We start from the raw sequence: 12,403 nt of genomic DNA, 5'->3' as shown, positions 1-12,403 counted from the left end.
TCCATGGACATGGAACCTATCCAATCGAAAGCGGCCCAGGGCCGTGTCGCCGATGCGCCGAACGGCCACTGGGTCTATCGCGTGCTGCCGCGCTCGGTATGGCCCTATGCGCAGCTCGCCCGGTGGGACAGGCCGATCGGCTGGCAGTTGCTGCTGTGGCCCTGCTGGTGGTCGGCTGCCCTTGCGGCGAGCGCCTATCCGCGTCCCGGCGACCCGCTGCTCTCGCTGCTGCCGGCGCCCTGGTATCTCGTGCTGTTCCTGGCCGGCGCCATCGCCATGCGCGGCGCAGGCTGCACCTACAACGACCTCGTCGACGAGGACATCGACAATCAGGTCGAGCGCACGCGCTCGCGGCCGCTGCCGTCCGGCAAGGCCACGCGCCGGCGGGCATGGTTTTTTATTGCCCTGCAGGCCCTGGTCGGCCTCGTGGTGCTCATCCAGTTCAACAGCTTCGCCATGCTGCTCGGCATCTGCTCGCTGGCGATCATAGCCATCTATCCGTTCATGAAGCGGATAACCAACTGGCCGCAACTGGTGCTTGGCCTTGCCTTTTCCTGGGGCGCGCTGATGGGATGGGCGGTCGAGTTCGGCGATCTCGATGGACCTGCAATCATGCTCTATATCGGCTCGATCCTGTGGGTGATCGGCTACGACACGATCTACGCGCATCAGGACAAGGAAGACGACGCCATTGTCGGCGTGCGCTCGACGGCACGCCTGTTCGGCGACAACACCAAATCGTGGCTGGCAGGGCTCTATGGTGGCGCGCTGATCTGTTTTGCCATCGCCTTCGCGTCGGCGCAGGCTCCGGTGGTGGCACTGGCAGGACTGATCGCTGCCGGCGCCCATATGGCCAGGCAAATTGCCGTGTTGGATATCGACAACCCGGACCAATGCCTGCGTCTATTCAGATCGAACAACCAGGTCGGCTGGCTGATCTTCCTGGGCCTGATCGGCGGCGCTGTGTGGGTAGCACTGAAGCCGCTGGTTTAGCGGCTTCGCTTTTCCTGCATGTTCCCTCTCGGGATCATGCTCACTCGCGCGAGATGATCTCCTGGCCGTCGATGACCAGCCTGAGACCGAGGTCGCCGGCCCTGCGGCGAGCGAGAAAACGCGGGCGTCGGGTGTTGGACACACGGCCCTTGCGGCGATCCTGCGGCGGCAGCGTCTTGATGGCGGCGCCGAGCGATTCTTCCAGAGTGCGGGCGACGCCGTCCGATTCGATCAGCAGCATCGGCAGACGGTAGGCGTCGGCCCACGCGCGCCAGTCGGCGGCGACATCGTCGAGATCGTCGGCGACCAGCAACGGCACCGACAGCATCGGGTCGTTGTGCAGGAGTTCCAGGGTCACCGTGACATTGCCGTCAGGGTCCTCCATGGCGCGGGCGGCAACGCCGCGGAACGCATTGGCGGGCAGAACGATGATCGCCGGCAGGCCGCTCATCTCGAGCAGGCGGCGGATCACGGCGCCACGCTGGTCGATGGTAAAGGTCACATCGCCGTAGTCGTCGCGTGTCGCGTAGCTCACCACTTGCGGCAGGCGAAATGGGTCGAGACGCATGTTGCGTCCCGCCCAGACTGGCTTCAGTCCGGTGTTCATAGAGTGCCTTCCTGTCTGTCTCCTGAGAGCCGGTGTCCGGTTCTCTCCGGGCCGGTTTTTCCAGCCTCGTTTGTATGGAGACAGTAGCGCGGGCTCCTTACCGCCCCGCTTAAGAAAGTCGGTTAAATTTTGCTGATCTTAGGGATGGTTATCGGAATCCCACCAACCACAAGATGTCGAAAGGATCAGATAACCTTACCCGGATTCATGATGCCGGCCGGGTCGAAGGCCGCCTTTACCCTTCGCATCAGATCGATCGCCATCGGCGGCGCGGTGGCAATCAGTTCGTCGCGCTTCAACTGGCCGATACCATGCTCTGCCGAGATCGAACCGTGCAGGCTGCGCACGACGTCGTGCACCGCCTTGTTCATGGGATGATAGAGGGCGAGAAATCCCTCGTCATCGCCATCGACGGGCCGCGAGATGTTATAGTGGAGGTTGCCGTCGCCCATATGGCCGAAGCAGACCACGCGGGCGCCGGCACTCACCGACGCCACGGCGCCGGCGGCCTCTGCGATGAAGCGCGGGATCATTGCCACAGGCACCGATGTCGTGCTGATCGAGGCACCCTCCGGCTTTTGCGCCTCGGGCAGCAGCTCGCGGAAATTCCAGAAGGCATCCCCCTGCCCGAGGCTTGCGGCGATGACGGCGTCGCCGACGAATTCATGTTCGAGGCCGGCCGAGAGCACGTCCTCGATCAACGCTCGCGAATCCTCCGATGAACGGCCGGACGAAATCTGCATCAGCACATACCACGGCCAGTCGTCGACCAAGGGCCGCACCACGCCCTGTGCATGCGCCAGCGTGAAATCATATGGCCGCTTGCCGATCAGTTCGAAGGCGGTCAGCGCGGCCCCGGCGCGGTCCATGGCCAGGCTGAACAGGGAAAGCGCGGCCTCAGGCGACGACAGGCCGACGAATGCGACCTCGCGCCCCTTCGGCTTCGGAAACAGCTTGAGCACGGCGGCGGTGATGACGCCGAGCGTGCCTTCGGCGCCGACGAACAGGTTTTTCAAATCGTAGCCGGTGTTGTCCTTCTTCAGCTTGCGCAGATCGTCGAACACCTCGCCGGTCGGCAGCACCACCTCGACACCGAGGCAGAGTTCGCGCGCATTGCCGTAGGCAAGCACGCCGGTGCCGCCGGCATTGGACGACAGGTTGCCGCCGATCTGGCAGGAGCCTTGCGCGGCCAGCGACAGCGGAAACAGCCGGTCGGCGGCGTCCGCCGCCTCCTGCAGCGTCTGCAGGATGACACCGGCCTCGGCCGTCACCGTGTTGGACAGGACATCGATCTCGCGAATGCGGTTGAGCCGCGACAGCGACAGGATGATCTCGCGCCCGGAGGTGTCTGGCACTTGGGCGCCGACCAGCCCGGTGTTACCGCTTTGCGGCACGATCGGCGTTCCCGTCTCGGTCGCCAGCCGCATGATCCGGCTGACCTCGTCGACGCTGCCCGGCCGCAGCACCAGCGATGTCGCGCCATGCCAGAGCCCACGCCGCTCAATGAGGTAAGGCGCGATGTCCTGCTCGTCGCGCAGTGCATATTTGTCGCCGACGATCGCCGCGAAGCGATCGATGAGAGCAGGGTCGAGTTTGTCTGAAATTTCGGTCATGGGGGGAAAACTATGTTGAGGCTTGCGTGTTGTCACGAGGGGCGGCGGCACGCGAGAGACGATCGTTGATCGCCTCTCCGAGACCATCAAAAGGAACCGGCTCGACGGCGATGGTCGGCGCACCGCTGCGGTCGAGTTCCTGCATGTAGGCGAACAGATTGCTCGCCGCTTCGCGCAGGTCCCCGGTCTCGGATAAATTGAGAAAAGCAGCGGCGCGGCGCCAGCCTTCCGCCCGCTGGCCGCCGAAGCCGAGCAGGGCCTCGCCCTCGCCGATCGTCCCGGCGTTGAGCCGCATCGCGGCGCCCGGCGCATAGTGCGAGGCAAGCATGCCGGGCGCCTCGACGCCGGCTGCACCGCCGCGCAACAATTCCATGCCGATGGCCGCCTCGATCTCCTCGGCGGCAATGCCGCCGGGCCTCAGCAGCCGCATTGTGTCCCCCTCGGCCTTGACGATGGTCGACTCCAGCCCGACGGGGGTCGCGCCGCCATCGACCACCAGCTTGATCCGCGCACCGAGATCGGCCGCCACCGCTTGCGCGGTCGTTGCACTGATCTTGCCGGATGAATTGGCGCTGGGTGCTGCAAGCGGGCGGCCGAGCCTGGCGATCAGGTCGCCGCCAAAGCCCCTCGGCATGCGCATGGCAATCGTATCGAGCCCGGCCGTGACCAGCGGATGGATGCTGTTGCCGGGCCGTTGCGGCAGCACCAGCGTCAGCGGACCGGGCCAGAATGCCAGCGCCAGTTTCTTCGACAGCGGATCGAACAGCGCGAGGCGCTCGGCCATCGCCATGTCGGCGACATGGGCGATCAGCGGGTTGAAGCGCGGCCGCCCCTTGGCTTCAAAGATGCGCGCCACACCGATGCCGTTGGTGGCGTCGCCGGCAAGCCCGTAGACGGTTTCCGTCGGGATGGCGACGACATCGCCACCCCTGAGCAGCGCCAGCGCCCGCTCCAGCGCCTCGCCGACGGCAAGTATTTCAGCCACTCTCGTCACCTCACAGATGCCGGGGTGCGTAGTACGATGGCGGCCGTTGGGCAAGCCGGCTGTTGGGCAAGGCGACTGTGGCAACACGGGCATTGGTGATTTATCAATTCCTAAAATGCTACGTTTCGGCGAAAGCCCACGTCAATCACGGCCTGCTATTGAGCAGCTTCTGGGCAAAAGGGGAGCTATATCAGTGTCCGTGCGCATACTGATGGGGATCGTTCTGGCTGTGGCGAGCGGTGGGGCTCAGGCATCGTCGCTGGTTTTTCCCAGTGCGCCGTCCTCGACACCGTCGATTGTCAGGGTCGGTATCCCCGACCAGCCTAAAACCGCCGAAGCAGCGAAACCCAAGCATGCGCCGTCGGTGCTGGCACTTGGCGCAGCAGAGCCCGACGTCACCTATGAAAAAGTGGCGGCCATACCGGACAAGCCAGAGGCCAGGCATGGCTTCCAGCCAGGCCCGATGGTCATTCGTGGCGGCGTTACCGGTCCCGACTTCCCAGCACCGGCGCCAACCGCCGCGCCAGCGACAGGTGCCGCGCCGGCCACAGGCACCGCGCCGGCGGCAGGCACTGCGCCGGCAACGGCCACCGCCTCCGCAGCCCCCTCAGGGAACGCCGAGAACCAACCCGCCCCGCCGAGCGCCCCGGCGCCGGCAGCAGGTCAGCGGATGCCTCCGAACGGCTACACCAAGTAGCCCCGGCTCAAAGACAGCCTGACATTGATGGCGTGACTTGACGGCGGTCTGGCGCCCGGCGCACCATTGCCAGGCAAACGCCGTTTCAGTTTATGTCAGCCGCGGGACGCCATCGCCTGAGTTCGGCAAGCGGCCCTGGCAGACGGGATATTATCGCTAGGGGTAAAGGGGGGTAATCATGAGAAAATCTGGAATCGTAACCGCGGCAGGCCTTCTGCTGGCGTCACTGCTTGGCGTCGTCGCGGCTCATGCCGACGATATGCTGGGATCCTATGTCGCGCGCATTTCCGATCGCGATCATCAGGCGAGTGACGGCTATGCGCTGGACAATGCCGCTCAGATGGTGCGGCAGGACCGCGCCAACTGGCACAAATTCCACCGCCGCGACAGCGACGATGAGGGCGATGGCTGGTTCAGGACCAACGACCAGCGCGCCGATCTGCAACGCATGCTGGAGCGTGGCGGCGCGATGAGTTCCTCGACCAAGCGCGCCATCGTCAATGGCGAACCGCTGATCCAGGTCGACGTCTACGAAAACAGCGTGCGCGTCAGCATTCTTGAGAACTGACCGGGTCAGCATCCGGGACGACTGACAGAAAAGGGCGGCGCGTCAGCGCCGCCCTGCCATCGATAGAACCGGCAGCTGAAAAAATCAGGCTGCTTCTTCCTTGTCGTCGTCCTCTTCGGACTCGCCGTCTTCAGCTTCTTCTTCGGACTTTTCGTCGTCGCCTTCAGCCTTCACGCTGTCCTCGGCGTCGTCTTCGTCCTCATCTTCGTCTTCTTCATCTTCGTCGTCATCCGAGAGCGTGGCAGCTTCGGCGTCGTCGGACTCTTCGCCTTCTTCATCGTCGCCGTCTTCGTCGTCATCCGACAGGTCAGCGGCTTCGACCGCGGCGGCAGCGGCATGATCGAGGATGGTTTCGGAAGCGGATTCAAGCGCCTCGGCGGGAGCCGGGGTTTCTTCAGTCACTTCGATGTCGTGATCGGAATTCATGGAAGCCTCCGTGGGGTTGGGGAACATGTCCCTTTTGCCACGGAGAGATCATCGTCATATGACTGTAAGCCGGCTCGAACGGCCGACCGGAAGATTTTTTCTTAGCTTCTCAACCAGCTATCTTCGAGAAATCCGCGACCTGACCGGTCGCCGCGCGGATGCGGGCGAGCAGCGCCAAGCGATTGGCGCGCACGGACAAGTCCTCGTCATTTACGAGGACATGCTCAAAGAATGAATCAACCGGTTCACGCAAAACGCTAAGCGCCAACAGGGCGCCGGAAAAGTCATCGTTTTGAATCGCTTCGCCGGCTTGCTTCTCAGCCTGATTCACCGCCGCAAACAGCAATTTCTCGGTATCCTCGCGAAACAGCGCCGGCTCAACGGTTTCGGCGACCGCCGTTTTCTTCTTCTCCTCGGCGGCCAGGATGTTGGCCGCACGTTTGGTGCCGGCGAGCAGGTTTTTGCCGTCCTCTGTATCGAGGAAGGAGCCCAGCGCCTCGACGCGGCGCACGATCTGCAGCAGGTCATCGGACTGCGGTGTGATGACCGCATCAATCAGATCGTGGCGTGCACCCTGGTCACGGAGGTAGACCTTCAGGCGGTCGTGGAAGAAGGCGACGAGATCGGCGACGAATGGCGAAAGCGATGCTTCCAACTCCATCATACGCTGGCCATCGAAGAACTCTCGTTCCTGATCGGCGGAGCCGAAGGTTTCCGAATTTGCGTTGGCCAAGCCGCCCTTCAACAATCTGGAGATCAAGCCGGCTTCCGACAGCAACTGGCTTGCCCCCTTGTACTCGCGAATGCGGAAATCGAGCATCGTGACCACACCACGGCTCTCAACCCCCTCACCGAACCGTTCATATGCGGCGAGCGCCGAGGCCACCGTCGCTGCAATGGCGACACCCAGGGAAAGCCTGATCCTGTTTTCCAGTATGATCCTCACCACACCCAGCGCCGCTCGACGCAAAGCATAGGGGTCCTTCGACCCGGTCGGCTTTTCGTCGATGGCCCAGAAGCCGGCCAGCGTGTCGAGCTTGTCGGCAAGTGCCACGGTGATCGAAACCGGATCGCTCGGTACGCGATCGGATGGGCCTTGTGGCTTGTAGTGTTCCTCAATGGCTGCCGCGACCGAAGCATGCTCGCCCTGCAGCAACGCATATTTGCGCCCTATTGCGCCTTGCAGCTCGGGGAACTCGCCGACGACTTCAGTGGTGAGATCGGCCTTGGCTAAGACAGCCGCACGGCGCGCCAGTGCGGGATCGGCGCCGACGATCGGCGCCAGTTCCTCGGCAAGCCGGGCAATCCGCTCCACCCGCTCGCCCTGCGTGCCGAGCTTGGCGTGAAAGGTGACGGCGAGATGGTCGAGGCGGGCCATGCGCTGGTCGAGCGGTTTCTTCAGATCGAGCCCGAATTTTTCCGCCGATGCTTCAAGCTGGTCAAGATCAGGCAAATCGCCCTGATCGGTCGTCCAGAAATAAAGCGCGTCGGACAGACGGGCGCGCACCACCTTGCCGTTGCCGTGGGCGATCTCCTTGCCGCCATCCTTGGCCTCGATGTTGGCGGTGAGGATGAAGCGGTTGGAAAGCGCATCATCGACACCCTGCGGCCGCGTGACAAAGCACTTCTGGTTGGCGCGGATGGTCAGCCGGATCACCTCGGCCGGAATGGCCAGGAAAGCCTCCTCGAACTCGCCCATCAGCACGACCGGCCATTCGACCAGCCCGGACACCTCTTCCAGCAGCCCGTCGTCCTCAACCAGGTCGAGCCCGTTGGCGAAAGCGAGATTGCGGGCGTCGGCAAGGATGATCTCCTTGCGCCGGTCGGCATCGAGCACGACCTTCGCCGCTTCCAGCTTGGAAACATAGTCGTCGAAGCGGCGCACCGTAATGGCATCAGGCGCGTGGAAGCGGTGGCCATAGGTGACGTTGCCCGAGCGGATGCCGTCGATCTCGAAATCGACCACGACAGGCTCCTCGGTCTCCGGGCCGAAGGTGCACAGGATCGATTGCAGCGGCCGCACCCAGCGCAGCGAGCCGGGCTTGGCCGAGGCCGGCCCCCAGCGCATCGATTTCGGCCACGGAAAATTGCGGACGATGCCCGGCACCAGCTCGGCGATAATCTTTTCGGCCGCCCTGCCCGGCTTCGAAATATGGGCGACGTAGAAGTCACCCTTCTTCGGATCGGAATGGACATGCGCCTCGGCGATCGAAGCAAGTCCGGCCTTGCGCAGGAACCCCTGGATCGCCTGTTCAGGCGCTGATGTCGAAGGTCCTTTGATCTCTTCGCTTACATCCTTCGAGCGCGCGGTCAGGCCCCTGATATCGAGCGTCAGCCGCCGCGGCGTCCAGTACTCGCGCGCCGCCTCATAGGTCAGTCCCGCCTCGACCAGACCGTCGGTCAGCATCTTCCTGAGATCACCCGCCGCCTTGCGCTGCATGCGGGCAGGGATTTCCTCGGAACGAAGTTCGAGCAACAAATCCGGCATCAGAGTGTCTCCGCCCGCATGCCATTTTCCTGTTTGCGCGTCCTCGCGCCTCCGGCGCTGCGGTCGCGCGGCTGGGCAGGAATCTCTTCCGAGCGGAGTTCTAGAAGCAGGTCAGGCATGGATGGGGCTCACGCGGCAAAATGGTCCGGGCGGGGCATAGCAACTCGGCTGGCCGCTGTCACCCTTTCCGCGCGGCGATCGCCGATTTGCGCCCATTTCCAGAAATTTTGGCCGCCCTGTCGGGACGAGACGATCCCGCTCGTCCTTGGATCAAAGATTTCCATGAACCGAACGCAGCGCTGAAGCGACCCACGCTCAGGCAGGGAACTATTGGCTCAACGACCATGAAAACGGCATCCAGACTTCTACAGATCCTCGCGCTCAGCGCCTGCTTCACCGCGCAGGCCCATGGCGCCTTCTCGATGCCGGGCGTGCGGCAGGCATTGCGCACGATCGACGGTACCGGCACTCAGAACGTCCTGCCGATCAACATTTCCTTCGAGATGATGAAACGGGTCTGAAACTCAGGCTGCCAAGCCACCCGCCTGCGTCTTCAAAAATGCCTCGCCGCAGGCCTTCGCCAGATTGCGCACCCGCAGGATGTAGCTCTGCCGTTCGGTGACCGAAATCACACCGCGTGCGTCGAGCAGGTTGAAGACATGGCTGGCCTTGATGCACTGATCATAGGCCGGGAAAACCATGCGATGCATCGGCAGATTGTCGTTAGACGCCGGCGCGCCGGCATCGAGCAACGCTTTGCACTCGGCCTCGGCGTCCTCGAAGTGGCGCAGCAGCATCGCCGTGTTGGCGTATTCGAAATTGTGGCGCGAATATTCCTGCTCGGCCTGCAGGAAGACATCGCCATAGGCGACCTTGTCGGCGCCTTCGCGGCCGTTGAAGTTGAGGTCGTAGACATTGTCGACGCCCTGCACATACATGGCCAGCCGCTCCAGCCCGTAGGTCAGCTCGCCGGCCACCGGCGCGCATTCGATTCCGCAGACCTGCTGGAAATAGGTGAATTGCGACACTTCCATGCCGTCGCACCAGCACTCCCAGCCGAGGCCCCAGGCGCCCAGCGTCGGGCTTTCCCAATCGTCCTCGACAAAGCGGATGTCGTGCAGCAACGGGTCGACGCCGATCGCTGCCAGCGAACCGAGATAGAGCTCCTGCAGGTTGGGCGGGTTGGGCTTCAGGATCACCTGATACTGGTAATAATGCTGCAGCCGGTTCGGGTTCTCGCCGTAGCGGCCATCCTTGGGACGGCGCGAAGGCTGGACATAGGCGGCATTCCAGCGTTTTGGCCCAAGCGCGCGCAGCGTCGTTGCCGGATGAAACGTGCCGGCGCCGACCTCCATGTCGTAGGGCTGCAAGATGACGCAACCATAGGCCGCCCAGTAATTGTGCAAGGTCAGGATCAGCCCCTGGAACGAGCGGCTGGGATGCATATGGGCGGGGATTTCAATAGTCGGGATTTCAATTGTCACGGGGGCCTCGACAGCACGGGCTAGCTTGCCGGCACGTCCTAGAGACACGGCGGCAAAGCGTCAAGCAAGGCGCGCCGGCGCGGATCGCCGGAAGCGTGCGGGACGATGTTGAAAGCATTGCGAGGGCGTGGCCCATTGCCGGTCATGGCAGCCTGAGGTCTGTTCGATGCGTCGTCCATGTCAATGACAACAGGTCCAGCCATGCCCAGCCCGATCGTCATCCGTCCCGTTGTGCGCCAGGATTTCGAGCAATGGCTGCCGCTGTGGGACGGCTACAACGCATTTTATGGCCGCTCGGGTGAAACGGCCCTGCCGGGCGAGATCACCCAGATGACATGGTCGCGTTTCTTCGATGCCTACGAGCCGGTCCATGCGCTGGTTGCCGAGAGCGAGGGACAGCTTCTCGGCCTCGTGCACTATCTCTTCCATCGCAGCACCACGTCGATCGCACCGAATTGCTACCTGCAGGACCTTTTCACCACACAGGCCTCGCGTGGCAAAGGCATCGGCCGGGCGCTGATCGAGGGCGTCTATGAGCGTGCCTGGGCCGCCGGCTCAGGTCGGGTGTACTGGCTGACGCATGAAACCAATCACACGGCGATGAAGCTCTATGACAAGGTCGGCGAACGCTCCGGGTTTGTCGTCTACCGGAAGATGTTCTGAGGCCGTCTCCGCAAACCGGCGAGCGTCTGGGCGGGCGCATGTGGCCCAAACGAAAACGGGGCTCCGAAAAGAGCCCCGTTCGTATTCAAAATAGTCGACTTCACCCCTTCGGGGCGGGCACCGGCTCTGGCTTGACCTTCGGGGTTTCCTGCGCCGTGTTGGATTCGATCGGCGGCAGGCCCTTCATCAGCTTCTGCTGCAAGGTGGCCAGCACATCGGGATCCGGCTTCAGGTCGCGAGCCTGGTTCCACTGGAAAGTTGCTTCCAGCTTGCGGCCGACGCGCCAGTAGGCATCGCCGAGGTGATCGTTCAGAACCGGATCTTCCGGCTTCAGCGACACGGCGCGTTCCATTTCGCGCACGGCGTCATCGAACCTGCCGAGGCGGAAATAGGCCCAACCCAGCGAATCGACGATGTAACCGTCGCTCGGCCTGAGGTCGACGGCCTTCTGGATCATCGCCAGGCCTTCCTTGAGGTTGGTGTTCATGTCGACCCAGGAATAGCCGAGATAGTTCAGCACCTGCGGCTGGTCGGGGAACAGCTCCAGCGCCTTGCGGAAGTTCGGCTCGGCCTTGGGCCATTCCTTCAGGCGCTCATATGCGATGCCGCGCTGGTAGAAGATATTCCAGTTGGCTGCAGTCGGCGTCTTCAGCACATCGACAGCCTTGTCGTAGAGATTGGCGGCCGAGCGGAAATCATCCTTCGAGGAATAGACGCCGCCGAGCGCCAGATAGGCGCGCATGTCGTCGGGATGGGCGTCGACGAAGGCCTTCAGATGGGTGATCGCTTCTTCGTGACGGTCGAGATCGGCAAGGTTGAGGCCGAGCTGCAGATCCGAAAGCTCCTTCAGCGGCGAAGTGGCAGGGATCCGCCGATAGAGCGCAATGGCGCCCTCGCCGTCCTTCAGCTGCTCGGATACAGCAGCGAGTTGCACCAGGGCGGCGTCGCTGTCAGGCTTCAGGGCAAGCGCATATTGCAGATAGAGGCGGACGAACGGCTCGCCGCCGCCACGGTTGAGCGCGGTGGCAAGGTCGAGCAAAATCTCGGAGGCACCGTCCGACGGGCCAGCAGCGAAGGGCGCAATCTTGTCGCCCTTGGCGATCCTGTCGCGCAAGGCGACGATCTCCAGCTTGCCCGGCGAAAACGCCTCGGCCTGGTCGAGCACCGACAGCGCCTTGGCCTTGTCGCCCTTGCGGGCCAGGAACGACGCGTAGGCCTGGGCGTTGCGCATCCAGGTTTCGGGAGCGGCGCCGCCGGCGGCGGTGTTCTGCATGGTCGCGGCGTAGATCGCTTCGGCCTTCTCGGGCATACCGGACGCATCGGCGATCAGCGCGCGGTGGAACGACTTGAACAGGCCGAACCAATCCGGCCCCTGCAGCTTGTCGATGGAGGTCATCGCATCGGAGGCCTCGCCGGCGCCCTGTTGGGCCCAGCCGGACATCACCCCGGAGATCAGCCGGTCGAGATCGGATTCCAGCGACAGCTTGAGCCAGTACTGCGCCTTGGTGAAATCCTTCTTGTGGAAGGAATCAACGGCGAGTGCCAGGCGCGAAAAGCGCTCGACATCTGGAACTTCCTTGAGCTTGTCGGCATAGACGAGGGATTCGTCGAAGCGGCCCTGCGCGATCAGCGACAGCATCAGGCTCTGCTGCAGGCCGGTGTCGCTCGGGTCGAAGGCCAATGCCTGCTTGTAGTAGGCTATGGCACTGTCGAGGTCGTTGTCGCCTTCGGCGATCCGAGCTGCCAGATAGGCGCCCGAAAACGACGTGATCTTGACCGGTTCGGTGGTTTGCTTGGCATAGGCCGGCAAAGTCGAGATCGCCATGCCTGTAACAATTGCCAGCCTTGTCAGCCAGCGCGCACGTCCTTGCCGCATCGT

Annotated in this window: 12 protein-coding genes; 5 read left to right on the top strand and 7 right to left on the bottom strand. The window is 63.3% G+C overall.

All coding sequences use genetic code 11. The annotated features are described in order from the left end of the window. Nucleotides 1-9: 9 nt before the first annotated feature. Complete coding sequence (gene ubiA / locus EJ076_RS14785) at nucleotides 10-993, top strand: 4-hydroxybenzoate octaprenyltransferase (protein ID WP_164548848.1); 984 nt, start codon at nucleotides 10-12, stop codon at nucleotides 991-993. A 40-nt stretch (nucleotides 994-1,033) separates the two neighbouring features. On the opposite strand, the gene EJ076_RS14780 is transcribed toward ubiA, so the two are convergent. The 3 genes from EJ076_RS14780 to EJ076_RS14770 form a co-directional block, all read right to left on the bottom strand. Then, nucleotides 1,034-1,600 (bottom strand): DUF6101 family protein, encoded by a 567-nt coding sequence (locus EJ076_RS14780; protein WP_126068377.1) that lies wholly within the window; start codon nucleotides 1,598-1,600, stop codon nucleotides 1,034-1,036. Nucleotides 1,601-1,785: 185 nt separating this feature from the next. Beyond that, nucleotides 1,786-3,213 (bottom strand): FAD-binding oxidoreductase, encoded by a 1,428-nt coding sequence (locus EJ076_RS14775; RefSeq protein WP_126068376.1) that lies wholly within the window; start codon nucleotides 3,211-3,213, stop codon nucleotides 1,786-1,788. Between the two features lie 10 nt (nucleotides 3,214-3,223). Beyond that, complete coding sequence (locus EJ076_RS14770) at nucleotides 3,224-4,198, bottom strand: L-threonylcarbamoyladenylate synthase (RefSeq protein WP_126068375.1); 975 nt, start codon at nucleotides 4,196-4,198, stop codon at nucleotides 3,224-3,226. A 193-nt stretch (nucleotides 4,199-4,391) separates the two neighbouring features. Here EJ076_RS14770 and EJ076_RS14765 point away from each other — a divergent pair, with 193 nt between their 5' ends. Together EJ076_RS14765 and EJ076_RS14760 are read left to right on the top strand one after the other, a co-directional pair. Next, nucleotides 4,392-4,895 carry a hypothetical protein gene (locus EJ076_RS14765; RefSeq protein ID WP_126068374.1) on the top strand — a complete coding sequence of 168 codons (504 nt, stop codon included), beginning with the start codon at nucleotides 4,392-4,394 and terminating at the stop codon, nucleotides 4,893-4,895. Between the two features lie 178 nt (nucleotides 4,896-5,073). Next, the gene (locus EJ076_RS14760; protein WP_109662176.1) at nucleotides 5,074-5,463 is read left to right on the top strand and encodes a hypothetical protein; all 390 of its coding nucleotides are present in this window, start codon (nucleotides 5,074-5,076) and stop codon (nucleotides 5,461-5,463) included. 84 nt (nucleotides 5,464-5,547) lie between these two features. Here EJ076_RS14760 and EJ076_RS14755 read toward each other — a convergent pair whose 3' ends face one another. Together EJ076_RS14755 and glyS are read right to left on the bottom strand one after the other, a co-directional pair. Then, nucleotides 5,548-5,889: an ATPase gene (locus tag EJ076_RS14755; protein WP_126068373.1), complete on the bottom strand. Its 342-nt coding sequence runs from the start codon at nucleotides 5,887-5,889 to the stop codon at nucleotides 5,548-5,550. Between the two features lie 109 nt (nucleotides 5,890-5,998). Then, entirely contained in the window at nucleotides 5,999-8,377 is a 2,379-nt protein-coding gene (gene glyS / locus EJ076_RS14750; RefSeq protein WP_126068372.1) for a glycine--tRNA ligase subunit beta, read from the bottom strand. A gap of 344 nt (nucleotides 8,378-8,721) precedes the next feature. On the opposite strand from glyS, the gene EJ076_RS35210 reads away from it, so the two are divergent. After that, nucleotides 8,722-8,898, top strand: coding sequence for a hypothetical protein (locus tag EJ076_RS35210; protein WP_164548640.1), 177 nt, complete (start codon nucleotides 8,722-8,724; stop codon nucleotides 8,896-8,898). A 3-nt stretch (nucleotides 8,899-8,901) separates the two neighbouring features. Here EJ076_RS35210 and EJ076_RS14745 read toward each other — a convergent pair whose 3' ends face one another. Then, nucleotides 8,902-9,822, bottom strand: coding sequence for a glycine--tRNA ligase subunit alpha (locus EJ076_RS14745; RefSeq protein WP_126071058.1), 921 nt, complete (start codon nucleotides 9,820-9,822; stop codon nucleotides 8,902-8,904). A gap of 240 nt (nucleotides 9,823-10,062) precedes the next feature. Between EJ076_RS14745 and EJ076_RS14740 the strand changes: the two genes are divergently transcribed. After that, on the top strand, nucleotides 10,063-10,524 hold the full coding sequence (locus EJ076_RS14740) for a GNAT family N-acetyltransferase (protein WP_126071057.1): 462 nt from the start codon (nucleotides 10,063-10,065) through the stop codon (nucleotides 10,522-10,524). A gap of 100 nt (nucleotides 10,525-10,624) precedes the next feature. Here EJ076_RS14740 and EJ076_RS14735 read toward each other — a convergent pair whose 3' ends face one another. Next, the gene (locus EJ076_RS14735; protein WP_126068371.1) at nucleotides 10,625-12,400 is read right to left on the bottom strand and encodes a tetratricopeptide repeat protein; all 1,776 of its coding nucleotides are present in this window, start codon (nucleotides 12,398-12,400) and stop codon (nucleotides 10,625-10,627) included. Nucleotides 12,401-12,403: the final 3 nt, after the last annotated feature.

Origin of the sequence: Mesorhizobium sp. M7D.F.Ca.US.005.01.1.1 (assembly GCF_003952545.1) — a bacterium.
Taxonomy (GTDB): Bacteria; Pseudomonadota; Alphaproteobacteria; order Rhizobiales; family Rhizobiaceae; genus Mesorhizobium; species Mesorhizobium loti.
The sequence above is the reverse complement of the archived record's forward strand: the minus strand, read 5'-3'. Positions and strand labels throughout refer to the sequence as shown.

Coding starts and splice junctions, on each gene's coding strand:
- glyS (WP_126068372.1), bottom strand. CDS start 8,377: ATGCCGGATTTGTTGCTCGAACTTCGTTCCGAGGAAATCCCTGCCCGC.
- EJ076_RS14755 (WP_126068373.1), bottom strand. CDS start 5,889: ATGAATTCCGATCACGACATCGAAGTGACTGAAGAAACCCCGGCTCCC.
- EJ076_RS14740 (WP_126071057.1), top strand. CDS start 10,063: ATGCCCAGCCCGATCGTCATCCGTCCCGTTGTGCGCCAGGATTTCGAG.
- ubiA (WP_164548848.1), top strand. CDS start 10: ATGGAACCTATCCAATCGAAAGCGGCCCAGGGCCGTGTCGCCGATGCG.
- EJ076_RS14735 (WP_126068371.1), bottom strand. CDS start 12,400: ATGCGGCAAGGACGTGCGCGCTGGCTGACAAGGCTGGCAATTGTTACA.
- EJ076_RS35210 (WP_164548640.1), top strand. CDS start 8,722: ATGAAAACGGCATCCAGACTTCTACAGATCCTCGCGCTCAGCGCCTGC.
- EJ076_RS14760 (WP_109662176.1), top strand. CDS start 5,074: ATGAGAAAATCTGGAATCGTAACCGCGGCAGGCCTTCTGCTGGCGTCA.
- EJ076_RS14780 (WP_126068377.1), bottom strand. CDS start 1,600: ATGAACACCGGACTGAAGCCAGTCTGGGCGGGACGCAACATGCGTCTC.
- EJ076_RS14775 (WP_126068376.1), bottom strand. CDS start 3,213: ATGACCGAAATTTCAGACAAACTCGACCCTGCTCTCATCGATCGCTTC.
- EJ076_RS14745 (WP_126071058.1), bottom strand. CDS start 9,822: ATGCATCCCAGCCGCTCGTTCCAGGGGCTGATCCTGACCTTGCACAAT.